26 protein-coding genes are annotated in these 22541 nt (G+C 65.1%); 25 read left to right on the top strand and 1 reads right to left on the bottom strand.

The window, feature by feature from the left end:
• Nucleotides 1–26: 26 nt before the first annotated feature.
• The 22 genes from shn_RS11555 to shn_RS11450 all read left to right on the top strand — a co-directional run bounded on the left by shn_RS11555 (nt 27) and on the right by shn_RS11450 (nt 18384).
• Nucleotides 27–1100, top strand: a complete 1074-nt coding sequence (locus tag shn_RS11555) for a phage protease (protein ID WP_245337284.1) — start codon at nt 27–29, stop codon at nt 1098–1100.
• A gap of 1 nt (nt 1101) precedes the next feature.
• A complete protein-coding gene (locus tag shn_RS11550) occupies nt 1102–1491 on the top strand; it encodes a hypothetical protein (protein ID WP_064330531.1) in 390 nt (129 codons plus the stop codon).
• 11 nt (nt 1492–1502) lie between these two features.
• Complete coding sequence (locus shn_RS11545; protein ID WP_064330530.1) at nt 1503–2396, top strand: Mu-like prophage major head subunit gpT family protein; 894 nt, start codon at nt 1503–1505, stop codon at nt 2394–2396.
• Between the two features lie 112 nt (nt 2397–2508).
• Nucleotides 2509–2931: a hypothetical protein gene (locus tag shn_RS11540; RefSeq protein WP_064330529.1), complete on the top strand. Its 423-nt coding sequence runs from the start codon at nt 2509–2511 to the stop codon at nt 2929–2931.
• Nucleotides 2932–3107: 176 nt separating this feature from the next.
• Nucleotides 3108–3542 (top strand): gp436 family protein, encoded by a 435-nt coding sequence (locus shn_RS11535; protein WP_064330528.1) that lies wholly within the window; start codon nt 3108–3110, stop codon nt 3540–3542.
• The gene (locus shn_RS11530; RefSeq protein WP_064330527.1) at nt 3542–4138 is read left to right on the top strand and encodes a hypothetical protein; all 597 of its coding nucleotides are present in this window, start codon (nt 3542–3544) and stop codon (nt 4136–4138) included. The genes shn_RS11535 and shn_RS11530 overlap by 1 nt, the downstream gene beginning before the upstream one ends.
• Before the next feature lie 14 nt (nt 4139–4152).
• Nucleotides 4153–4338 carry a DUF2635 domain-containing protein gene (locus shn_RS11525; RefSeq protein WP_064330526.1) on the top strand — a complete coding sequence of 62 codons (186 nt, stop codon included), beginning with the start codon at nt 4153–4155 and terminating at the stop codon, nt 4336–4338.
• A complete protein-coding gene (locus shn_RS11520; RefSeq protein WP_245337283.1) occupies nt 4335–5828 on the top strand; it encodes a phage tail sheath subtilisin-like domain-containing protein in 1494 nt (497 codons plus the stop codon). Before shn_RS11525 ends, shn_RS11520 begins: the two co-directional genes overlap by 4 nt.
• A 35-nt stretch (nt 5829–5863) precedes the next feature.
• A complete protein-coding gene (locus shn_RS11515; protein WP_050746290.1) occupies nt 5864–6229 on the top strand; it encodes a phage tail tube protein in 366 nt (121 codons plus the stop codon).
• Nucleotides 6229–6696 (top strand): hypothetical protein, encoded by a 468-nt coding sequence (locus shn_RS11510; protein ID WP_064330525.1) that lies wholly within the window; start codon nt 6229–6231, stop codon nt 6694–6696. Before shn_RS11515 ends, shn_RS11510 begins: the two co-directional genes overlap by 1 nt.
• A gap of 138 nt (nt 6697–6834) precedes the next feature.
• A complete protein-coding gene (locus shn_RS11505) occupies nt 6835–9390 on the top strand; it encodes a phage tail tape measure protein (RefSeq protein WP_064330524.1) in 2556 nt (851 codons plus the stop codon).
• A gap of 2 nt (nt 9391–9392) precedes the next feature.
• Nucleotides 9393–10664 (top strand): DNA circularization N-terminal domain-containing protein, encoded by a 1272-nt coding sequence (locus shn_RS11500; RefSeq protein ID WP_064330523.1) that lies wholly within the window; start codon nt 9393–9395, stop codon nt 10662–10664.
• Nucleotides 10661–11857: a phage baseplate assembly protein gene (locus shn_RS11495; RefSeq protein ID WP_064330522.1), complete on the top strand. Its 1197-nt coding sequence runs from the start codon at nt 10661–10663 to the stop codon at nt 11855–11857. Before shn_RS11500 ends, shn_RS11495 begins: the two co-directional genes overlap by 4 nt.
• Entirely contained in the window at nt 11857–12369 is a 513-nt protein-coding gene (locus shn_RS11490) for a phage baseplate assembly protein V (protein WP_064330521.1), read from the top strand. Before shn_RS11495 ends, shn_RS11490 begins: the two co-directional genes overlap by 1 nt.
• A 65-nt stretch (nt 12370–12434) precedes the next feature.
• Nucleotides 12435–12896: a phage GP46 family protein gene (locus tag shn_RS11485; protein WP_064330520.1), complete on the top strand. Its 462-nt coding sequence runs from the start codon at nt 12435–12437 to the stop codon at nt 12894–12896.
• The gene (locus shn_RS11480; protein WP_064330519.1) at nt 12896–14032 is read left to right on the top strand and encodes a baseplate J/gp47 family protein; all 1137 of its coding nucleotides are present in this window, start codon (nt 12896–12898) and stop codon (nt 14030–14032) included. The genes shn_RS11485 and shn_RS11480 overlap by 1 nt, the downstream gene beginning before the upstream one ends.
• A 2-nt stretch (nt 14033–14034) precedes the next feature.
• Nucleotides 14035–14580 (top strand): putative phage tail protein, encoded by a 546-nt coding sequence (locus tag shn_RS11475; protein ID WP_064330518.1) that lies wholly within the window; start codon nt 14035–14037, stop codon nt 14578–14580.
• On the top strand, nt 14580–15089 hold the full coding sequence (locus tag shn_RS11470) for a DUF2793 domain-containing protein (protein ID WP_064330517.1): 510 nt from the start codon (nt 14580–14582) through the stop codon (nt 15087–15089). The genes shn_RS11475 and shn_RS11470 overlap by 1 nt, the downstream gene beginning before the upstream one ends.
• Entirely contained in the window at nt 15089–15412 is a 324-nt protein-coding gene (locus tag shn_RS11465; protein ID WP_064330516.1) for a hypothetical protein, read from the top strand. The genes shn_RS11470 and shn_RS11465 overlap by 1 nt, the downstream gene beginning before the upstream one ends.
• Nucleotides 15409–16461: a hypothetical protein gene (locus shn_RS11460; RefSeq protein ID WP_064330515.1), complete on the top strand. Its 1053-nt coding sequence runs from the start codon at nt 15409–15411 to the stop codon at nt 16459–16461. The genes shn_RS11465 and shn_RS11460 overlap by 4 nt, the downstream gene beginning before the upstream one ends.
• Nucleotide 16462: 1 nt before the next feature.
• A complete protein-coding gene (locus shn_RS11455) occupies nt 16463–16930 on the top strand; it encodes a hypothetical protein (protein WP_064330514.1) in 468 nt (155 codons plus the stop codon).
• Nucleotides 16931–17406: 476 nt separating this feature from the next.
• Nucleotides 17407–18384, top strand: coding sequence for a hypothetical protein (locus shn_RS11450; protein WP_064330513.1), 978 nt, complete (start codon nt 17407–17409; stop codon nt 18382–18384).
• A gap of 300 nt (nt 18385–18684) precedes the next feature.
• Here the strand turns inward: shn_RS11450 and shn_RS36785 are convergent, their stop codons facing one another.
• Nucleotides 18685–18918 (bottom strand): hypothetical protein, encoded by a 234-nt coding sequence (locus shn_RS36785; RefSeq protein ID WP_084437927.1) that lies wholly within the window; start codon nt 18916–18918, stop codon nt 18685–18687.
• Nucleotides 18919–19353: 435 nt separating this feature from the next.
• Between shn_RS36785 and shn_RS11445 the strand changes: the two genes are divergently transcribed.
• Genes shn_RS11445 through ftsA form a run of 3 tightly spaced genes read left to right on the top strand, consistent with a single transcriptional unit; the run spans nt 19354 to nt 22516 of the window.
• Nucleotides 19354–20280, top strand: a complete 927-nt coding sequence (locus tag shn_RS11445; RefSeq protein ID WP_064330512.1) for a D-alanine--D-alanine ligase — start codon at nt 19354–19356, stop codon at nt 20278–20280.
• A complete protein-coding gene (locus tag shn_RS11440; protein WP_064330511.1) occupies nt 20268–21188 on the top strand; it encodes a cell division protein FtsQ/DivIB in 921 nt (306 codons plus the stop codon). The genes shn_RS11445 and shn_RS11440 overlap by 13 nt, the downstream gene beginning before the upstream one ends.
• A complete protein-coding gene (gene ftsA, locus shn_RS11435; RefSeq protein WP_064330510.1) occupies nt 21185–22516 on the top strand; it encodes a cell division protein FtsA in 1332 nt (443 codons plus the stop codon). The genes shn_RS11440 and ftsA overlap by 4 nt, the downstream gene beginning before the upstream one ends.
• The last annotated feature ends 25 nt before the right edge of the window (nt 22517–22541 follow it).

Raw genomic sequence — 22541 nt, 5'->3', positions numbered from 1 at the left:
GTTTTCTGCCGCCCGCCATGGCGGGCATGAACGCGCCGTTCGCGACGTGGCACTTTCCGGCCATGTCGAACATCCTCGGAACCCACATCCTTGCTCTCAATGCCGCCGGCGCCGACGCGCACGAGTGGCTTCAGCTTCTGCCGGCCACATCGTTCAGTGGCGTGGATGGCCGCGGGCCCTACGAGGCCCCCGACGCCAACGCCCTGGTCGCGCGCTTTCAGGCTGAAGGCCGCCGTCTGCCGGTCGACGAAAACCATTCTATCGATCTGGCCGGCAAGGCCGGTCATCCGTCGCCCGCGCGCGGTTGGATCGTCGAGCTTCAGGCGCGCGCCGATGGTGTCTGGGGCAAGGTCGAATGGACCGAGGCCGGCCGCGCCCTGGTGCAGGGCAAGGATTACGGCTTCATCTCGCCCGTCTTCCTGCATTCGCGCAGCAAGCCCTACCGGATCAGCAGCGTCGAGCGTGTCGCGCTGACGAACGATCCGAACTTGCCTTTCCTGAAATCCCTTCACACCAGAAACGAGGATCAACCGATGCTTGAAGAGCTTCGGAAGGCGCTTGGCCTTCCCGAGACCGCAGACGAAGCGGCCGTTGTCGATGCCGTCAAGGCCGCGCATTCCGCCTCCAGCGGACACGCCGCCACCATCTCCCGCATCGCCGAGGCGGCCGGTGTCGCCAAGGAAACCGGCGCCGACGATCTGGTGAAGGCCGTCCAGTCGCGCGGCACGGCGAGCACCGCCGAGACCGAGAACGCCGATCTCAAGGCGCAGGTCATCTCGCTCCAATCGCAGATCTCGACGCTCGCCACCAACACCGCCCGCGAGAAGGCCGAGGCCGCCATCGATGGCGCCATCCACGCCGGCAAGATCGTGCCGGCGCTGCGCGACCACATGATCGCCCGCCACATGAAGGCGCCGGCCGAGGTCGAGACCGAGATCAAGCATCTCGTCTCGCTCAATGCCGGCGGTCTTGGCGGCCGCAAGGTTCCGGAGAGCGGCCAGGTCATCGCGGCCGAAGAGGACCAGGTGCGCTCGATGATGGGCGTCGAGGAAAAGGCCTACGCGGAAACCGCCAAGGCGCTCAACGGGAAGGATCAGTAACATGGCCGCGTCGAACGATCTCGACTACACCGAGCGCCAGGGCCTCGCCTACGAATTCCCGGCCCTCGCCGACACCCTCTACTACGGCCGCGCCGGCATCGGCGTCACGGCCGCCGGCGTTGCCGTTCCCGCCGGACACGTCAATGCGGTCAAGCTTGTCGGCTTTGCCGCCGAGCGGGTGGACAACCGGGGCGGCGCCGCCGGCGCGCAGCGCGTGCGCGTCAAGAAGGGCGTCTTCCGCATTCCGCTCGCAGGTGCCACGGCCGCCAACATCCAGGCGCCCGTCTACATGACGGCCGACGACACCTTCACCCTCACGGCCTCGACCAATCTGCAGATCGGCACGATCGACGCCGTGGATGCGGATGGCGTCTGGCTGAAGACGCTTTAAGGAGCCTTCGAATGGACATTAATGCTGCCACCCTGCGCGGGATCTACACGTCGCTCTCGACGCTGTTCAACACGCGCTTTGCGTCCGCGCAGACCTATTACAACACCGTCGCCATGACGGTGACCTCGACCACGGCGCAGAACGAATATCCGCGCCTCGACGACATGCCCGGCATCCGCGAATGGGTCGGCGAGCGCCTTGTGCACCGCCTCGGCGCACAGACCTATGTCATCCGCAACCGCGAGTTCGAAAAGACCATCGCGATCCCGCGCAAGAATATCGATGACGACAATCTCGGCATCTACAGCCCCGTCGCCGGCCAGATCGGCCAGGACGTCGCGCAGTTCCCCGATTTACTCGTCTTCCCGCTCCTGAAGAACGGCGACACGACCGTCTGCTATGACGGCCAGTATTTCTTCGACACCGACCATCCCGGCTTCAATGAGCAGGGCAACACGATCTCGGTCTCGAACTTCCAGTCGGGCGCCGGCGCGGCCTGGTATCTGATCGATGACAGCCAGGTCGTGAAGCCGCTCGTGTTCCAGAAGCGCAAGGAGTTCAAGCTCGTCTCGTTCCAGGACGAGAAGGACGCGAACGTCTTCTGGAAAGGCGAGTTCGTCTGGGGCGTCGATGGCCGCTGCAATGCCGGCTATGGCCTGTGGCAGCTCGCCTTCAAGTCCAAGGCCACGCTCGACGAGGCGAACTTCGCGGCGGCCCGCACGGCCATGCAGTCGCTGCGCAAGCGCTCTGGCGAGATCATCAACATCCGCCCGACCAAACTGCTCGTTCCCCCGTCACTCGCCCCGACCGCCCGCAAGCTGCTCAACGCCGAGCTGGTGAACGGCGGCGAAAGCAACATCTGGAAGGGCACCTGCGAGGTGGTCGAGATCCCGTACCTCACCTGACCAGCTACGGCGGCCGACTTTAGGCCGTCACCCGCCCGGCGTCTCCCAAGGTCGGGCGGGACTTTCCCGAACCGCATGCGTGCGGCTCCGGCAAGTCCCGAAGGAGAAAAGCATGTCGCATATCCAGATCATTTGCACGAAGCCCGGCATGCGCCGGAACGGCATCGAACATCCCGCTTCGGCCATCTATGGCAAGGACCGCTGGAGCGAGACGGAGCTGGACGCGTTCCGCGCCGACCCGTCCTTCATCGTACAGCCGGTCGCGCGCGACGGCGTCCAGGTCGACGGCGGCGATATCGAAGAGGCCGTCGAGGCCCGCGTGAAGATCGTGTCAGAGGAGCTTCAGGCGAAGTTCGGCAAGGCCGTCGCCGACCAGGTCGCCGAGAAGCTGGACGAGGCGGTCGCCAAGGCCCTGAAGGAGCCGAACGAACAGATCGCCGCGCTCCGCAAGGAACTTGAGGCCGCCAACGGAAAGGTCGCCGAGCTGACCGCCGCGGCCGACGAGGCGAAGGCGAAGACGGCGCCGAAGAAATAACCCCCGAGAGGGAGGTCTGGTCCGGCTCGCGAGGCCGTCAGCACCCATTGATCCGGAGGTCAGAGATCCGGCCAGGGGACGTTGCGAACGTAGGGGTTCAGCCCGCCTCCCGCACAATTCGCATACTGGGGCCGGCCCAGCGGCCGGCCTCATCCCGAACCTGAGAGACACTTTATATGTACGCCACCGTCGCCGACATGATTGCCCGCTTTGGCGAGACGCAGATGATCCGCCTGTCTCGGCCCGAGGACCGGACGGCCGAGACCGTCGACGTCGACAAGGTGATGACGGCGCTGGCCGATGCGACGGGCGTGATCAACGGCTATGTGCGTGGTCGTTATATGGTGCCGATCGCGGCGCCGCCGGTAGAGATCGTCCGCGCCACTTGCACCCTTGCCCGCTACGACCTCGCCCAGGGCGAGCACACCGATCCGTCCGAGGAGATGAGCAGGGGCCGCAAGGACGTCATCACCTGGCTGGAAAACATCGCCAAGGAGCTAGTGCACCTCGACCTGCCCGCCGCAGCACCGGCAGGGCCCGCAGTCGGCTCTGGCCCGCGCATGTCGGATCGCCCGCGCATCTTCACCGATGAAACCTTGCGGGGCATGTGATGGCGCTCGATCTCGCCCGCCAGCCGATCCGCACGATGGAGCCTGTCATCATCGAGCGGCTGCGGCTTGCCTTCCCTGAGAAGGGTTTCACGATCGAGCGCATTCCGCAGACGCTGACGCTGAAGGAGTTCGAGCGCCTTTCACGGCTGACGCCCTTCATCGGCCTTGCCTGGACGGGCTTCAAGCCGGACGGCGACAACAACCGCATCACCAAGGGCGCGATGCTCTGGCGGCTCATACTCTTGTTCAAGGCTTCGAACGCCCTTGAAACCCGCTTTAAAGGGGACACCCGCGGCCTCGGCCTCGACGCCATGGTGGATGTCTCGATGGTGCTGATGAACGGCGCGGAATATCCGGGCCTCGGCACCTCGCATGTGACGCTCGCCAATTCGGTGATCGCGGACGGCTGGACGGATGACGCCATCGTCATCGCCCAGGTCGACTTCGAGTTCCGGTTCACGGCCACGCCGGCGACGTTCAAGCTGAAGACGCTGGAAGATTTCCGGGCGCTCGGCATCACCTGGATCACCAACCCGCCCGAGGAAGAGCCGCCGCCGGAAACCGGCCTGCCGGTCACCGAAGACACTTTCCCCTGACCCGAGAGGACACCATGGCGAAGAAGCCGCTTTATCTCAAACCCGGCGGAGGCCGCACCGTCCTCCAGGAGGGCGGCGAGCCCTGGCCGGCCGATGGCATGGAGGCGCCGGACACGGCCTTCGTGCGCCGCCGGATCGCTGACCAGGATCTCGTGCCGGCCACCCAGAAAACCGCGCCGAAGGAGGCTTCCGCAAAATGACGATCACCTTTGACGAAATCCCGAGCGACTGGCTCGCCCCCGGCAACTTCCTCGAAGCCAAGCCGAACTATCGCACGCTCGGCGTCCTGCCCTGGCCGGTGCGCAACCTGATCATCGGCCAGAAGCTGGCCGCCGGCACGCTCGCGCCCGGGCAGATCGTCGAGATCACCCGGCCCGAAGAGGCCATCGCGCTGTTCGGCCTCGGCTCGATCGGCGCCGAGATGGTGGCAAGCTTCCGCAAGGCCAACAAGACGCAGCCGCTCTTCGTCACGGCGCTCGCCGACGCCGGCGATGCCGTCAAGGCGACGGGCACCTTCACCTTCACGGGCGCCGTCCCGCAGCCGGTCGTGCTGCGCTTTCGCGTCGGCGGCCGTCAGGTTCGCATCACGGCAGCCCCGGCCGACACGGTGACGCAGCTCGCCACGAAGCTTGCCGCCGCCATTACGGCGGACACGGCCTGCGCCGTCACGGCCGCCTCGGCGCTGGGCGTCGTCACCTGCACCGCGCGTCATGGCGGCGAGGCGGGCAACGATATCGACCTTCGCGTCGACGTCGCCGCCCAGGCGATCCCCTCCGGCCTCACCATCGCCATCGTCGCCATGGCGGGCGGGACGGGCAATCCCGACATCACGGACGCGCTCGATCTCCTACCGGGCGCCTGGTACACGGACGTCTCCTTCCCCTGGAACGATGCGACCAACGTGCAGGCCTTCGCCGCCTGGGCAATCGACCGCTTCAAGGCGATGTCGCGCCTCGACGTGCACGGTTATGTCGCCAAGCGCGCCACCTATGGCCAGGCCGGCACCTTCGGGCAGCTCACCAACTGCCCGTTCCTCAGCGCCTTCACGCTCAAGGCCTCGCCGTCGTCGAGCTGGACGATCGCGGCCGCCGCCCATGCGATCGCCGCCTTCCACCTCACCAACGATCCGGCGCGCCAGCTCCGCTCGCTCGTCCTGCCAGGCATCATGGCGCCCGATCCTGCCGACCTCTACTCCGAGACGGAAGCCGAGCTTTTGCTGCGCTCCGGCGTCAGCATGCTCGAATGCCTGCCGGACGGGACCGTCACGCTGGCACGCGTCATCACCACCTATCGCACCTCGACGCTCGGCATCGCCGACCGCGCCTGGCTCGATATCATGGTGCCGAAGACCATGAGCCGCGTGCGCTACGACTGGCGTGGCTACATGGCGCTGATGTATCCGCGCGCCAAGCTCATCGAGGACGAGAGCGAGGCGGCCTTCGCCACGCGAGACGACGATGACGAGGAGCCCGGCAACACCGTCGCCTCGCCGCGGCGCGTGCACGGCTCGTGGGCGGCGCGCTGCCGGCTCTACGCCCAGCGCGCCTGGCTCACCGACGTCGAACGCACCATCAAGGAGAGCCAGTTCGAGATCGACGAGGACGATCGCAACCGCCTCAATTCGCGCCAGCAGGTCGTGATCGTCGGGAACCTCATGGTTTCTGCCGGCTCGCTCGAATTCCAGGTCTGACCGGCACGGCCGGCTGAAGGAGAAAGGGAACCCACATGGCTCAGGTATTGGGCATTGTCGATATCGTCTGGCGGGGGCGCAACCTGCCGGTCGAAAAGGGCGCGAAGCTGCGCAAGGGCGGCATGAAGAACAATGCCGTCACCTACGGCCGCAAGGTCGGGCGCGCCCAGGAATTCCAGGGATCGCAGGTCACGGCGACGACGAACCTCGAACGGGGCCAGCGTCTCGGCAACCTGCTCGTTCCGGGCGAAGGTGAACTGCAGGTGTTGTGCGACACCGGGCAGACCTTCGTCATCGCCGACGCCTTCCTCTCCGATGACATCCCCGAGGTCACCGGCGGCGAAGGCGGCAAGATCGAACTGAAATGGGAAGGCTCGGCGGCAGAGGAGATCGTAGGCTGATGGCAACGGAAATCGCAATCGACCTCGATGAAGACGAACCGCGCCCCGCCGCTCCCGATATTGTCGAAGAGGACACCAAGGTTCCGGCCTCGGCCCCGATCGACGGCGACATTGTCGACGAGGACTTCGCCCCGGCTGACCGCCTTCCGCCCCAGGCTGTCCGCAATCTCGACGGCACGGTCACCCTGCCGCTCGCCTATCCGCAAACGATCACCTCGCGCAAGGACGGCAAGATCCGCGAGCGCAGGTTCGACCAGCTCGTCTTCCACCGCCTCAACGGCGCCGACCAGCGCGCCATCCAGGCGGCGAGCGAAGAGATGATGGCCGTGGTGGCGATCGCGCAGTCCACCAAGGTCAACCAGGCCGTCATGAACCGGCTCTACGACAAGATGGACGCCTCGGACATCGCCAACGCGGGACAGGTGCTGAACCATTTTTTGGCGAGTGGCCGGAAGACTGGCCGGTAAAACTCGGGGCCCTGGCGGACGGGACCGGGTTCAGCGCGGCCGAGATCGAGACCTTCGATGTCGGCCGCGTTTCTTTCTGGTGGAACTGCCTGATGGCCTGGCGCGAGGAAGAGCGCAAACTCTCGAACGGAGACTGACATGGCAAGGTCGATGAACCTCGACGTCCTGGTCCGCCTGCGCGATCGCCTCACCGGGCCGTTGCGCCGGCTGACCGGCACGCTGAAGGGTATCGCGTCCTTTGCCACGAAGATCGGGGTGCTCGGCACGGCCGTCGCCGCCATCTCCTTCATGGGGCCGATCCGTGAAGCCGCCGCTTTCGAGCAAAAGCTGCTCGACATCGCCTCAACGGCAAATCTCTCCGGCAAGGCGGCCTTCAGCTTCGTGGCGGAAGCGCGATCCGAATACGAGGAACTGGCGCTTGCCGTTGGCCAGTATTCCGACATCGTTGCGGCTGGCGCCGGCGAGATGATCGCGGCCGGCCTCAGCCGCGATCTCATAGACCAGTCGATCGGCACGATCGGCAGATCGGCGACGGCCGCCAATGCCGAATTCTCGGACATGTCGAAGGTCGCGACCGCCATGCTCCAGACGCTGAAGCTCCCCGCCGACCAGTTGAGCGATGCGCTCGGCGCACTCGTCGTTTCCGGCAAGGAAGGCGCGTTCGAGCTGAAGGACATGGCGCGCTACTTCCCGACGCTGACCAGCCAGATGGCGAAATACGGTGTCACCGGCCGCGAAGCCGTAAACTTCCTCGGCGCGGCGCTCCAGATCGCCCGCAAGGGCACCGCCGACCCGAGCGAAGCCGCCAACAACCTGAAGAACTTCCTGTCGAAGATCGCAGCGCCCGCGACGATCAAGAACTTCAAGGACGCCGGCGTCGATATCCAGGCGGTCATGGCCGATGCGGCCGTCAAGGGCATCAACCCGATCGAGGCCGTCATGCAGAAGATCGTCAAGCTGACGGGTGTGTCCGGCGGCGAGATCGAAAAGCTGATGAAGAAGGCCAAGGCCAATGGCCTGGAAGGGGCCGATGCGCTCGGCTTCGTACGCGAGCAGCTCGAAGCGATCCACGGCGCCGGCGCCCTCGGCAATCTCTTCTCCGACCAGCAGGTCATGGACTTCCTCATCCCCTTCCTGACGAACGTCGACGAATACAAGCGGATCAAGGACGAGGTGGCGAAGGCGACCGGCGCGATCATCGACGAGGACTTCGAAACCCAGATGGCCGGCCTCAACCGCCAGCTCATGACCTTCCAGGAAATCGGCACGCAGGCCGCCCGCGAGGTCGGCTTCGGCTTCGGCACCTGGTTGCCCACCATCAACGACTATCTGATGGATGGCCTGAAGTGGTATCGCGAGTGGAACAAGGAAAGCGACGGGCTCGGCAGCAAGATCATCGCCATCGCGGGCGGGGGCGTGCTGCTCGCCGCGGCCTTCGGTGCCCTCGGTATCGTGCTCCCGATCATAGGCGCCGGCTTTGCCATGCTCGCCGCGTTGATCTCGCCGGTGGGTATCGCGATTGCGCTCATCGCCGCGGCCGGCGTGCATGTCTACCGGAACTGGAACACCTATGGACCGCGCGTCATGCGGATCTGGGACCGGGCCAAGACGGGCTTCCGCAACCTTGCCGACGACATGCGCGATCGCGGCCGTCGCATCGTCCAGGCCGGCCGTGAGACGTGGGACCGTTACGGCCCGATCGTGCGGCGCGGTCTTGCCAGCGCCTGGCGCGACGTGCAGGGCGGCTGGGAGAACTTCAAGACGCTGTTCGACGGCATCAAGGAGGGCATGGGCGGCGCGCCGGACCTCTCCTGGCTGACCATCGACAATGCCAAGCTCGAAGGCTGGAAGCTGCTGGACGGCGCGATCGAGAAGGTGAAGTTCGGTTGGGAAACGCTGAAGTCGTTTGGAAGCGGCTTTGCGCCGCATCTCAAGGATATCGGCGTCGGGCTCGGCAAGACATTCAGCGAGATCGGCCGCCTTGCCGACGCCTTCGGCCGCCTCGGCCGCGCGCTCGGTGGCATGGTTGAATTCGATAGCGAGAAGTTCTTCGGCTTCTTCCACTCGCTGGGCGACCTTGCGGGAACGGCCGTCTCGAAAGCGATCAATATGCTCGGCGATCTCGCTGGCTTCCTGGCCGATGTCGCGACCAACCTCGCCGATGTTGCTGAGGGCAAGAAGACCTGGGCGGAAATCATGCCGAAAAGTTTCATGGAAACGCTCAGTAGTGTCGCCGGCTTCATCGACCGCGTCGTCAGCGGCATCAAATGGATAGCTAGCGCCACGATCAACTGGGCGGCACTCCTTCCAGAAACGATCGTCAACGCCTGGAATGCCGTCGCGAATGCGATCAGCACCGCGGCAGATGCACTTGCCCGTTTCAAGGGCACGGCGCAGCCCGGCGACATGCTGCCGAACGGCGGCACGGCCGGCTCCAGCGAGGACGGTAGCGACCGCGGCAACTCACTTGATGATTATCTCGACGGGCCCCCGAAGCTTCCGTTCAAGAAGGCGGCCAACTCGAATGCTCCAGCGACACGCTTCGCCCAGGCGCTTCCGCGCCAACAGGTCGAGGTCGGCGGTTCCGTCAGGATCGCGGTTGAGGGACCTGGCAAAGTCGTTGGTGCCCAATCCGACAACAAAAAGGTCGCGCTTACCACGGCGAATACCGGCCGCGCCGTCGGAAGGGTCTGATCATGTTCGGCGGCGATCGCGATCTTCTTCCCGGCCTCTTGCCCGGCTTCTGGCGGGGCATCCGGTTCCACGTTCCCGATGCATCGACGGCGGCCGGCCGGCGGATCGCCGAGCAGCTCTTCCCCGGCGTCGATGTCCCGGCCTATGACGATTTCGGGGTGGCGCCGGCTGTCATCTCGATCGAGGGGCTGATTGTCGGTGACGACTATATCGCCCAGGCCGTCGCGCTCCAGGCGGCGATGGAAACGCCGGGGCCGTCGACGCTGGTGCATCCGTGGCTCGGCCCGATGACCGTCATCCTGGAAGAGCCGGGACAGGTCTTCTTCTCCGACCGCGAGCTGCGCGTCACGCGCTTTTCGATCCAGTTCAAACGCCTGCCAGCCGGTGCGCTCGGCGGGCTCTCCGGCCTTGCAGGCCTCGGCCGTACGGGCGGCAGCCTCTCGACCCTCACGACTGCGATCGGCGCCGTCAGCGCGGCGCTCAGCACGTTCGCCAAGGCACACGAACAGCGGGCAATTTCCGTCGCCCGGCAACTCTCCGTCAACCGCGCCCATCGCGTCTTCCGCGCCTCGATCGCCGCCCTCTCGCCGCCGACCGGCGCACGGCGCACCTTGCCGCGCCTCATCGCTTCGGTTCCCGATCTCGCCCCGACCGGTGCTTATGCCTTCGATCAGATGGTTCAGGCGACTGTCGCCATTCTCGCCTCGTCCAGCCCGACGCCTGCTGTTTCTCCCGCCGCCGGCGCAACCGCCGAGGCTCCGCCGTCCCCGCTCGCCCTGATGACGATCGGCTTCGACCTCGCTTCTGCGCTCGCGGCCGAGGTCGCGCTTGCGCCATCGCCGACAGACGGCCTCCTCCTTGCCCTTGCGACCGGACGCACGCTTGCCGCCGCCGCCGGCCAGTCCGTCTTCGCCTCCTACGAGAGCCGCCGAGAGGCGCTGTCCTTCCGCGGCCGCGCGGTGGTTGCGATCGGCGATGCGGCCGAACGGCTGGAAGGCATGAGCAGCTCGATTTATGCCGGCGAGACCGGCAGCCTGCGCCTTGTCCTCGCCGACCTGAAGACAGCCGTCTCGGCCGATATCAACGAGCGCATCGGCCGCCTGCCGGACGTCCTGGTCCTGCGTCCGTACCTGCCGGTGGAAGCCTGGCAGATCGCCCATCATCTCTTCGGCGATGATCCGCAGCGCGTCGAGCCCGCGTTTCGTGACATCGTGCGGCGCAACCGGCCCCGCCATCCCGCCTTTCTGGAAGGCCCGGTCGAGGTGCTCAAATGAGCGGGATCAAAGTGTCCATCGATGACGCGCCCTTCACGGCCTGGACATCGGCCGAGGTGAGCCGCGACATGGAGGACCTGTCCGGCAGCTTCTCGATCGAGCTACGGGATGCGCGCACCACCGATGCGCTGCCCAGCTCCACTTTCGCCGCGGCAAGGGCCGTGCAGCCCGGCATGGCCGTCTCGATCTCGGTCGACGGCGAACCGTGCCTTGAAGGCTATGTCGACAATGTCAGCCCGTCGATCAGCGAGGGCGAGGCCAACGTCAAGATCACCGGCCGCGACAAGACGGGCGACCTCGTCGACTGCGATGCGATCGGCGACGGCAAGGTAGCCGAGTTCAAGAACGTGAAGCTCGAAGACGCCGTGAAGCGCATTGCAGCGCCCTTCGGCCTCTCCGTAAAGAGCGAGATCGACACGGGCGAGCCCTTCCAGCGCTATTCGCTCGATCTTGTCGAGACCGCCCATTCGGCCATCGAGAAAGGCGCACGCTCGCGCCATGCGCTGATCCTGTCGGACGGCATCGGCGGCATCGTGATCACCCGCACCGGCGCGAACCGCGCGCCGGCAAGCCTCACCCTGCCGGGCAACGTCCTTACGGCCGAAGGGTCCTTCGACCATTCCGGTCGCTATTCGAAGACCATCGTGCGCGGCCAGTCGGAGCGCGCCGCAAAGGAGCGCAAGGGCGCGAAGCTCGATGTCACCGCCGAGCCCATCGCCGTGGATGACCGCGAGACGACGGACGGCAGCGCGACGGAACGCGAGCGCAAGGGCACGGCTGCGACGGGCATTGCCGAGGACGGCGAGATCAAGCGCTATCGCCCCATCGCCCACCTGACGCGCTCGAAGGCCGACCAGGTGAGCGCTGAGGACGAAGCCGACTGGCGCATGAGGACGGCGCGCGCCAAGGGCGAGCAGATCAGCTACACCGTCCACGGCTTCGGCGCCGGCGGCCGGCTCTGGCGCGTCAACGAATTGGTCACGGTCGAGGACGCCTTCATGGGCATCAACCGCGACATGCTGATCTCCAAGCTCACCATGCGCGAGGACGACAGCGGCAGGACGACGGCGCTGACCGTCACGTCGCCGGAGGCCTTCGACAAGGGCGCGACCGGCTCGCGCCGCACCAATGCGCCTGGTCGCAAGCGCTCGCGGCCTTCTGGCACCATGGATACGACGGCGGAGGGTCTTTGATGGATAAGGAAACGGCAGACGCCCTTCGCGGCATGATCCGGCGCGTGACGCTGAAGACTGTCAACGACGAAGGCGAGATGCAGACAGCCTCGGTCGAGGTGGCGGACGGCATCGTGCGCGAGGACGTCGAGGTTGCGCAGCCTTACGGGTTCGGGTCGAACCCGCCGGTCGACGGCGCACTCGGCATCATGATCGCCATCGGCGGCGACCAGGGCGATGCCGTCATCCTGCCGACCGGCAATCCCTCCGCCCGCATGGGCAAGCTGCCGAAGGGTGCGGTCGGTGTCTCCAACGCCAACGGCGACAAGGTTGTGGTGCAGCCGAACGGCACCATCGACATTGCTTCGGCGGGCGCGATCGTGCTCAAGGTCGGTGGCTGCAGCCTGACGATCTCCGCTGACGGCTTCGCCTTCGCCGGCGGCGCGATCACCCATGACGGCGTGGTCATCGACAAGACCCATGGTCATGTCAGCGCACCGCCCGGTGCGCCCGGCCCACCGGTTGGCGGCTGACGCTCAACTTGCCGCCCGCCATGGCGGGCATGAACGACCTTGCGCGCGCGCGATAGCTTCGCGCCATGTTCTTCGATCTCGCTCTCGCCTTCGATCCCGAGACGCGCCAGTGCGATCTGGCGCTCGGGGACGATTGCGACCTCTTGATCGACGAGACGCCGGTGACGGCCATGCTCATGTCGGTCGGCCTCGACCGGCGCGCCGCGCCCGACGACGAACTGCCCGAAGGCCGTTCCATCTTCCTTGCCCCCGTCAGCTTTTCCGAGCGGCGCGGTTGCCCCGGCGATGCGCTCGATCCCTTCGGCGATCTCACCGGTTGCCGCACCTGGCTGCTGTCCCGCGCCAAGGAGACAGAGACCACCCGTCAGCTCTACGAATTCTGGCTGAAGGAGGGGCTTGCCTGGGTGGCGCGGGAGACCGGCGTGCCGGCCATCGTCGAGGTCGAATGGCAGTCCTCGTCCCGTCTCGCCTGGCGCGTCCAGGTCGATGACGTCAGCCTTGCGCTTTCGCGCAGACTGGAGGCCTGATGCCCTGGATCGCTCCCAAAGGCAGGCAGCTTGCCGAGCGCTTCGCCTCCTCGCTCGAAGACGGGCTCCTCACGATCCGCTCGACCCTCGATCCGATCGCCCTTTCCCGCGCCGTGCGCTCCCCGCGCGGCGTCTTCGCCCAGATCGGCCGCGCCGTCGTCCTCGTCGTCTCCGAGATCCATGAACATGTCGGCTATTGGTCGCGGCAGATCTTCGTCGATACGGCCGAGGACGAGAATGTCCTGCGCCATGCCGGCATCTGGGGCGTCGATCAGCGCCAGCCGGTCGCCGCGATCGGCACGGTGCTCATCGAGGGCGATCCCGGCTTCGCCGTTCCGATCGCGACCGAATTGTCCGCGTCGAACGGCGTGCTCTATGAGACGACGGTCGCGGCTATCCTCGACGAGGACGGCCTTGCCACCGTGGCGGCCGCTGCGATCGCGCCGGGACCGGCCGGCAATCTCGAAGCCGGCATTCGCCTTGCGACCGTCGTCGCCGTTCCCGAGATCGACCGCATCACCGTCGAGAGTGCCTTTGTCGGCGGCGTCGGCGAGTGGACGATGGACGAGCTGGCGGCCGCCGTGCTTGCCCATATCCGCCAGCGTCCCCATGGCGGGGCCGCCTTCGACTATCCCGTCTGGCTCGCCCAGCGCTTCTCGGTCGCAGCCGTCAATGTCGTCGAGGACTGGATCGGCCGCGGTTCGGTCGGCATCGTCGCCATCATGCGCGACCCGGACGGTACGCCACGCGTGCCGTCCTCCGGCGAGATCGAGGCCATGCAGGCCTTTCTCGGCGACCAGGGCAGCGGAACCGGCGTTCGTCCCGTGACGGCCCGTATCGTCGTCGTCGCCGGCGAGATCGTCACGCTGCCCCTGACCGTTCGCATCCGTCCCGACACGCCCCGCACGCGCGCCGCCGTCACCGAGGCCTGGCAGCGTTTCGTCTCCACCCTCGGCGATGCCGACGACGACGAGAATGCCGGCCCGATCGGCGCACGCATCGAACCCTCGCGGATCTCCGAGGCGATCTCGGCCGCATCGGGCGAATATGCCCATGACCTCATCGTGCCCGCCGCGCCCTATACCCTCGACCGCACCGAATTCCCGGTTGCCGGCATCCCGACCTTCGAGGCGTGACCATGGCACGCGCCCTTCAAACCGTCCTTCAAAGCCTCGTTAAAAAGCTTCCGACCGGCTTTGCGCTCGGCCGGCGCGGCCAGGTGCTCGATACGCTGCTCGGCGCGGCCGCCGTTCTTCTTCACGACGCCGAGGCGAGCGCCGAGCGGTTGATGGACGAGATCGACCCGCGCACCGCCGTCGATCTCCTGCCGGATTTCGAGCGGTGCCTTGGTCCCGATCGTTGCGGGCGTGACCTTGCCGCCACCACCATCGAGCAGCGCCAGAAGCTGGCGCATCAGCGCTGGACGGCGTTCGGCGGCCAATCGATCCCCTATCTGTCCGCCGTCGCGGCAAAGCTCGGCGTCACCATTTCGATCGAGGAGTTCTGGCCGAGCCGGGCCAACGTGCTGCGCGCCGGCCAGCGCCTTCGCCCGGAAGGCTCGCAGTTCGTCTGGCGCGTCCAGGTGCCCGCCGCCGGCAGCTTCGAGGTCGCGGCCGTCGAATGCGAGCTGCGCCGGATCAAGCCTGCCCACACCCTTATCGTCTTCAACTTCGAGGAAGCCTGATGGATCGTGTCAACGGCGCGGATTTCGTCGATATCGGCGGCGGCAAGCGGGGCTTCGTCGGCGAGGACCTGCCGAACGGCGTGCCGGGAACCGAGGTCACCGACGACTGGCTCAACGGCGTCCAGGAAGAGGTGCTCGCCGTCATCGAGGACGCCGGCATCGTGCCCGATGCCGGCGACAACACCCAGCTCCTGCAGGCGCTCGCCTGGCGGGATGCGTCCAGGACCATCCCGTTCATCCCTGTCACCGCCGTCGACGTCACCGCGCCGCCCGGCGCGCCAGCCGTTGCCGAGGCCTACGTCGTTCCGCCGGGCGCCACCGACGCCTGGGCCGGCCGCGAACAACAGATCGCGCAATGGACCGGCAATGCCTGGCGCTACCTCGATGCCCCGGACGGCCATGTCGTCGGCACCCCTGACGGCGTCCAGTTCACCAGGATCGCGGGGGTCTACACGGCCTTCGAGACCCAGTTCAACCGGCTCTACAGCTTCTTCGTGGGACAATTCTGATGGCAAGCGGCGATCTCGGAAGGGCGGCTCCGGCCGCCAACACCCTTACCACCGTATACACCATGCCGGCCGGCAAGGTCGGCACTCTCAACGTGCTGGCCGTCAATCGCGCCAACGCAGCCGTCTCGGCGCGGGTCGCGATCACCCATGCCGCCGTGCCGGCCGATGAGGATTGGATCGAGTACGACGCCCTGCTTTCCGGCAAGGGCGCGATCCTGGAGCGCTTCGGTCTGATCGTTGGCGCCGGGGAGAATATCATCGTCTGGTCGGACGGCGCAGCGGTCAGCTGGCGCGTCAACGGTTTTGAAGGAGCGCAGGTATGAGCCGTGTTGTTCAGCGACGGGACGGTCAGTCCGGCCTGCTTGGCCTTGGCAGCGACGGCGAGACCGTCAATGCCGGCATGATCGGCGTTGGCTTCCTCGGCATCTTCGGCCGCGGGATGTTTCGGGTCTTCAACGCCAATGACAATTTCACTATCCCGGCCAATGTGAAGCGGATCCGCGTTCGCGTCATCGGAGCTGGCGGCGGAACGACGGGGGTGTCGACATCCGGTGGAGGGTGGGTGTGCAGCGGCGCTGGCGGGGGCGGTTATGCTCACGGTGTGTTCGACGTCGTGCCGGGGGACGTTTTCTCTCTCGTCATCGGTGCGCCAGGCACGGGAGGCGCCCCCGGCAGCAACCCCGGTACAGCAGGGGGCACCACGTCATTTGGGTCGCTGATCTCTGCCACGGGTGGTCAACCCGGCGCCACGGCGGCTGCCGGCACCGTTCCAGGCGGCATCGGCGGCATCGGCATCGGCGGTGACTTCCAGGCACCCGGCGGCAAGGGAGGCGACGGCACTGCCGCAGGACGCCCCGGCAGCGGCGGCGCCTCTGGCAGCCAGCTTGGCCCCGGCGGCAACGGCGCGACCGGCGTCGATCCTAACGACTGCCCGGGTGGCGGCGGCCTTGGAGGGAACCATGCCAGCGCGAACGCTGCCGGCTCTGCATTCGGGCCGGGCGGGTTGCTTTCGGACAAATATGCCGGCGGTCCGGACATACGGGGGATTTTCAACACCACGGCCGCTCTTCTTGTCGAGAACCCGATCGATGCCGTCTGCCGCTTCCCCTTCGACATCTTCACCGGTGCAGCCTCATATTCCGGGGGGATGCCGAGTGGTGCTCGCAGCGCTGCCGGCGCTGGCGGTCCCGGCATACAGAGCACGTCTTTCTCGGCCTCACCGGGCGGTCATGGCGGCGGCGGCGGTGTGCTCATCGGCAGCAGCGCTCATCGGGGCGGAGAAGGTGGCATCGGTGGCGGCGCAGGAGCAGCGTCGGGCGCGTCCAAGCCCGGTGCACCGGGTGGCCGCGGTCTCATAATCGTGGAGTGGTGAGATGAGCAATTACGCACGCATCATTGGCGGCGTGGCCGTCGACGTTTCGACCGATCCGGCTTCGCAGTTCCATCCGCAGATCGCAGCCGAGTTCGTCGAGGTGCCCGATGAAGTCGCCCAGGGTTGGCGGCTGGAGGACGATGAGTGGACGGCCCCGCCGCCCATCGAGCCGGCACCCGAGCCTGAACAGCAGTATCGCCTCCAGGTCACGCCGGTCGAGTTCAAGCTGCTCTTCGCGCCCGAAGAGCGCCTCGCTATCCGCCAGGCGCGCGAGTACCAGGGCGAAGAGGAACCCCAGAAGACGACAGCCTGGCTGATCGACGACTGGTGGTCGATCGTGGACGATCCCCGCCTCACCATGGTCGACCTCGGCCTTTCCCAAACCCAGACCGGCCTCGACATGCTCGTGACTGCGACGATCCTCACCCAGGAGCGCCGCGACGAGATCGGCCGCGGCATGCCGGTTTAAGGGCACGAGGCGTCGTGCAGGACTGCACTCATAAACATTCGAAATGCTTCCAGCTGAAAATCTTCAGGTAGGTGGCGACTTTCTGGTCTTCGGTAGTAACGTAGAACTCCATCTCGCCCATCGCGTCTTCGTAGTCTTCGGAAATGGTGAAACGACCAACGGACGTTCGGACTACGCCGTCGACACGCTCCCTATCTTCGCTCACAAAGCGTATTATGTAGTTTGTCACTGGGCTGCCCGCGAAATATGGAGTTGGGATGCTCGCGATAAAGTTGAACCTTACACGTTGTCATTTTCTCGAGTTTGAATAGGTTACGCTAGGGATCTGGGTGTCGAGGCGATCGTGAACAATAAGCGAAACGAAAGCGATAAGCGAAGTGCGCGGAGGTTTGTAGCCTCGGTGTCAAAATTGCTTAAGGCGGTGCCCGCGGAGCTCGCAAAAAAAATGGCCGAAACCGAGCGTAAGGGACAAGACATTGAGCGCGACATCAGAGATACAGAAGAGAGCCTCAAGCGAGGAGCTCGCCGATCAAAACATCGGTTCCGTCTATGATTTTCTCTACTACGACGCTCGACGCGTAGGCTCCTTTCTTTCACAATTTGATGATTCCGGCCTCCTTCAGGGCTTCTCTCGCAAAGAGGGCAGGCAGGCTAACCATGTAGACGGCGCAGAGATGGAAGCGTCAGGTGGCCTCCCTGCCATAGCGAAGGGAAGAGCAAAGTACCTCAACACTGCGACTACCGGGAAAATTGAAGAAGCCTCCTCAACTTACGACCCCTATTGGATTAACGCGTTAACCCTCTTGGATGTTTTGCAAGAGCATGGAATGCTCAGCACTAACGTTTCCGAATGCCGGATTGGTCATCTTGCCCTTTTCACCGGAAGCCTAAAAATCCGCGACATGCGGTTGATCCAGAAGGCTCTAGCCTTGCCATCTATGAAAGGAGCTCTGGGCAAAGGAGACGAGAGCGGCACAAGCCGACAGGTTAGGCGGCAGCAGGTCCGAAAAGGCACCGAGATTGCGTCGACGGAGTTTGGACTGGAGCTTTTCTCCCTATTACCCCATGCAGTGCAGCTGGAGGTTAGTGCAGAGGGAGCCTCGGTGTGGGCAACCCTGCAAGAGGAATCTATGGTCGTTAGCTCCAGCGACCTCTTTCTTAAGCACGGGATAGACGTACCCGGTGATTGGTATGTCCTTGGCGTGGTGGACGCCCTTCCGACGATGCCAAATGATCCCTTTAGCGCATTGTCGCAATACGCTCAGGCGTCTCAAAATCTCGGAGCGATCGGCAACGGCGGCGTTGACTTCGGCACGCATGGTTTCGCCGCGCTAATTGATGCTGTCGTTCCGTTTGCAAAAATCCTGATTGGCCGGAGAGAGAGCCAGTTCGGAGCCACTCCTCTGCTGATATTCAGAAAGGTTTCCGACCTCCGCCCAGTGGGAACTACGTAAAGGTGCCGAAGGGACTTACAAACTCAGCGGCCTCCATCGCTGTGGTGGTCATAGCTCTTCGCCGCCTCAGCGAACGTACAGCCTGCCGGCAGGATCTGCTGGTTGCTCTGCGCAATAGTTTGCGCATTGCCGGCGCTTAGCGCGGGCAATAGAATGCACATCAGCCATCTTGGCCTCCCTATAGGTTCGGCTGGTTAGAGCGCGTCATCCGGTGCCAGCCGGATACGCGCTCGACAAGTCTAGCCGCATAGGTGAGCGGCTCAAATGGAAGCTGGCGTTAAGGTTAAGTTCAGCGGCCCTTCAAAGGGGCTTTGATTCGTCTTCAAACCCATTTTTTGACACCGCGTCTGGAATTTCGAAAATTCCGATTTCTCGTGTCAAAATTCCGAAAATTCGCGGCGAGCTACAGAAATCGAAGAATTCGATGGTCGTTCCGACCAGGCTTGCAAAAAGAACGCGCGCCGGGGAGTTGAGCCCAGCGCGGTTGGAATGCGTTGCGGTCGGCGACCCGGAAGCGAGCATATCACTCATCATGGGTGCCTTTTTCTTGGTTCTTGAAGCTGTCTTGGGAGGCAGCGGCGGTTTATTACGCCAACCGAGCGGTCAGCGAAACAATAAAAGTATACCGGGCGGTAAAAAATCGTACTTTTCGTGCGCGTGCGGGCGAGCCCGCGTTTACCAAGGCTTTGCGGCCATGGGGCCGTCCTGCGACCCCGTTTTAGAGAATTCTAAATTCTTCTTTTTCTTGCGCCGGCCACAACTCTCTGATTCCAGAGAGAGAATCGAAGCGCGACTTGATTCGGGACAGGAAAATTCGCCTCCGGGCGGCTCCGGTTAACGAAAGTAAACGCTTCATTAACCTTAATGACGCTCTAGTGGTCCCATCTCGCTCGCCGAGTCGGATCGCAGAGGCAAATCAGGTCCGCGCAAGGGACGAGAGGCAGTGTGCGGAATTCAGTTGGGGGTTCTATGAGCGTGAAGCATGTCGCGATGCTGATGGGTGGTTTTTCGTCGGAACGGCCGGTGAGCCTTTCGTCGGGCAACGCCTGCGCCGACGCGCTTGAGGCCGAGGGCTACAAGGTCACCCGCGTCGATGTCGGCCACGACGTCGCCAGCGTGCTTGCCGAACTGAAGCCGGATGTCGCCTTCAACGCGCTGCACGGGCCCTTCGGCGAGGACGGCACCATCCAGGGCATCCTCGAATATCTCGAAATCCCCTATACCCATTCCGGCGTGCTCGCTTCCGCTCTTGCAATGGACAAGGCGCAGGCGAAGATCATCGCCAAGTCTGCCGGCATTCCGATCGCCGAGCAGCGGCTGATGGATCGATTCGATTTCACCTCGGCGCATCCGATGAAGCCGCCATACGTGGTCAAGCCGGTGCGCGAAGGCTCCTCCTTCGGCGTCGTCATGGTCAAGGAAGACCAGTCGCATCCCCCGCAGATCATCACGTCCCCGGAATGGCGCTATGGCGACAGCGTCATGGTCGAGCGCTACATCTACGGCCGGGAACTGACCTGCGGCGTCATGGGCGACGTCGCGCTCGGCGTCACCGAAGTGGTGCCGCAGGGCCACGCCTTCTACGACTATGATTCCAAATATGTGAAAGGCGGCTCGAAACACGTCATCCCGGCGCAAATTTCACCGAATATTTACCAAAAAGTACAAACACTCTCCCTCAAGGCGCATCAAGCGATCGGGTGCCGTGGCGTCAGCCGTTCCGACTTCCGTTACGACGACCGATTCTCCGAGAATGGCGAGCTTATCTGGCTGGAGATCAACACCCAGCCCGGCATGACCCCGACCTCCCTGGTGCCCGAAATGGCCGTCCATGCCGGCCATTCCTTTGGTGAATTCTTGCGGTGGATGGTGGAGGACGCGTCGTGTTTGCGTTGAGCGTCAAGAAGAGCAGGGTGCGCCCCGTCGGGCTTCCGGAAGCGGAAGCCGGTCGCGTGCTGCCGCGCCCGCTGCGCCGGATCGTCCGGTTCCTGGTCAGCCTGGCGGCCGGCCGCATCCATATTCCGCGCCACACCGGCAGCATCGCGACCGCGCTGTTCATCGGCGCGACGGGCCTTTACGGCATGTCGCTCGGCGGCCATTCGCAGGATGTCGCGCAGGCCTCGACGACGGCGATCGGCTTTGCCATCGAGGACGTCAAGGTCTCCGGCAATCGCGAGACCTCGGAAATCGACATTCTCGAACGCCTCGGCCTCGACGGCACAACCTCGCTGGTCGCCCTCGACGTCAAGGAAGCGCGCAAGCAGCTCACGGAGCTGCCCTGGGTCGAGGATGTATCCGTGCGGAAAGTCTATCCGGGCACGATCGAGATCGCGCTGAAGGAGCGGGAAGCCTTCGCCATCTGGCAGCACGGCAGCGACCTGTCGCTGATCGAGAAGAACGGCAGCGTCATCGCGCCGCTGCGTGACAACAAGTTTTCGACGCTGCCGCTGTTCGTCGGCCGCGACGCGGAGACGGCGGCGGCCGGCTTTGCCGACGAGTTCGACAACTGGCCGGAAATCAAGGCGCGGGTGAAGGCCTATATTCGGGTCGCCGGCCGGCGCTGGGACCTGAGGCTCGACAACGGCATCGTCGTCAAGCTGCCGGAGCACAACGTGCCGCGCGCCATGGACACGCTGGCGACGCTGGAAGCGGAGCAGGGGATACTGGAGCGCGACATCGCGGCCGTCGATCTGCGGCTCGAAGACCGCACGACGGTCCGTTTGACGGAAGGGGCGCTGGAACGCCGCAATGCGGCGGTCGAGCAGAGAACGAAGGACCTGAAGAAGGCAGCGAAGCGCACATGAGCATTTTCGGTTCGTCCCATTTCGGCCTGCCGCGCTTGAAGCCGCTTTCCTCCAAGCGGGCGCATGTCGTTTCGGTCCTCGACATCGGTTCCACCAAGATCGTCTGCATGATCGGCCGGCTGACGCCGCGCGCCGAAAGCGAGATCCTTCCGGGCCGCACGCACAATGTGGAGGTCATCGGCATCGGCCACCAGAAGTCGCGCGGCGTGAAGAACGGCGTCATCACCGATCTGGATGCCGCCGAAAGCGTCGTTCGCCTCGCGGTCGATGCCGCCGAGCGCATGGCGGGCCTTACCATCGAGAGCCTGATCGTCAACGTCTCGGCCGGCCGCCTGCAGAGCGACGTCTACACCGCCACCATCGATCTCGGCGGCCAGGAAGTGGACGCCAACGACCTGCGCAAGGTGCTCGCCGTCGCCGGCCAGCAGTCGCTGCGCCAGGACCGCGCCATCCTCCACTCGCTGCCGACGGGCTTCTCGCTCGACGGCGAGCGCGGCATCCGCGATCCGCTCTCGATGTTCGGCGACGTGCTCGGCGTCGACATGCATGTGCTGACGGCCGAACGTGCCGCGCTGAAGAACCTCGAACTGTGCATCAACCGCGCCCACCTCTCCGTCGAGGGCATGGTGGCGACGCCCTATGCCAGCGGCCTTTCGGCCCTCGTCGACGACGAGGTCGAGCTCGGCTGCGCCTCCATCGACATGGGCGGCGGCACGACGACGATCTCCGTCTTCGCCGAAGGCAAGCTGGTGCATTCCGACGCCGTCTCGCTTGGCGGCCACCACGTCACGACGGATCTTGCGCGCGGTCTGTCGACCCGCATCGAGGATGCCGAACGCCTGAAGGTCGTGCACGGCTCGGCCCTGCCGAACGCCGGCGACGAACGCGATATCGTCACCGTCCCGCCGATCGGCGAGGACGACCGCGACCAGCCGACCCATGTGCCCCGCGCGCTGCTGTCGCGCATCGTGCGTGCCCGCATCGAGGAGACGCTCGAACTCATCCGCGACCGCATCCAGCGCTCCGGCTTCTCGCCGATCGTCGGGAAAAGGATAGTGCTGACGGGCGGCGCCAGCCAGCTCACCGGCCTGCCGGAAGCGGCCCGCCGCATCCTCGCCCGCAACGTCCGCATCGGCCGCCCGCTCGGCGTCTCCGGCCTGCCGACGGCGGCCAAGGGCCCGGCCTTTTCGACGGCGGTAGGCCTGATGATCTATCCGCAGGTCGCGGAACTGGAAGAACACGCTGTGCAGGGCGGCATGCTCTCGCAGCTCACGGGTGGCAACGGCCGCATTGCCCGCATGGGCCAGTGGCTGAAGGAGAGTTTCTGACGGGTTTCCCGGCGGCGTTACGGCC

It is taken from the genome of Shinella sp. HZN7, assembly GCF_001652565.1.
In the GTDB taxonomy this organism is placed as follows: Bacteria; Pseudomonadota; Alphaproteobacteria; order Rhizobiales; family Rhizobiaceae; genus Shinella; species Shinella granuli.
Note: the sequence above shows the minus strand (reverse complement) of the source record. Positions and strands in the feature narration are given on the sequence as shown.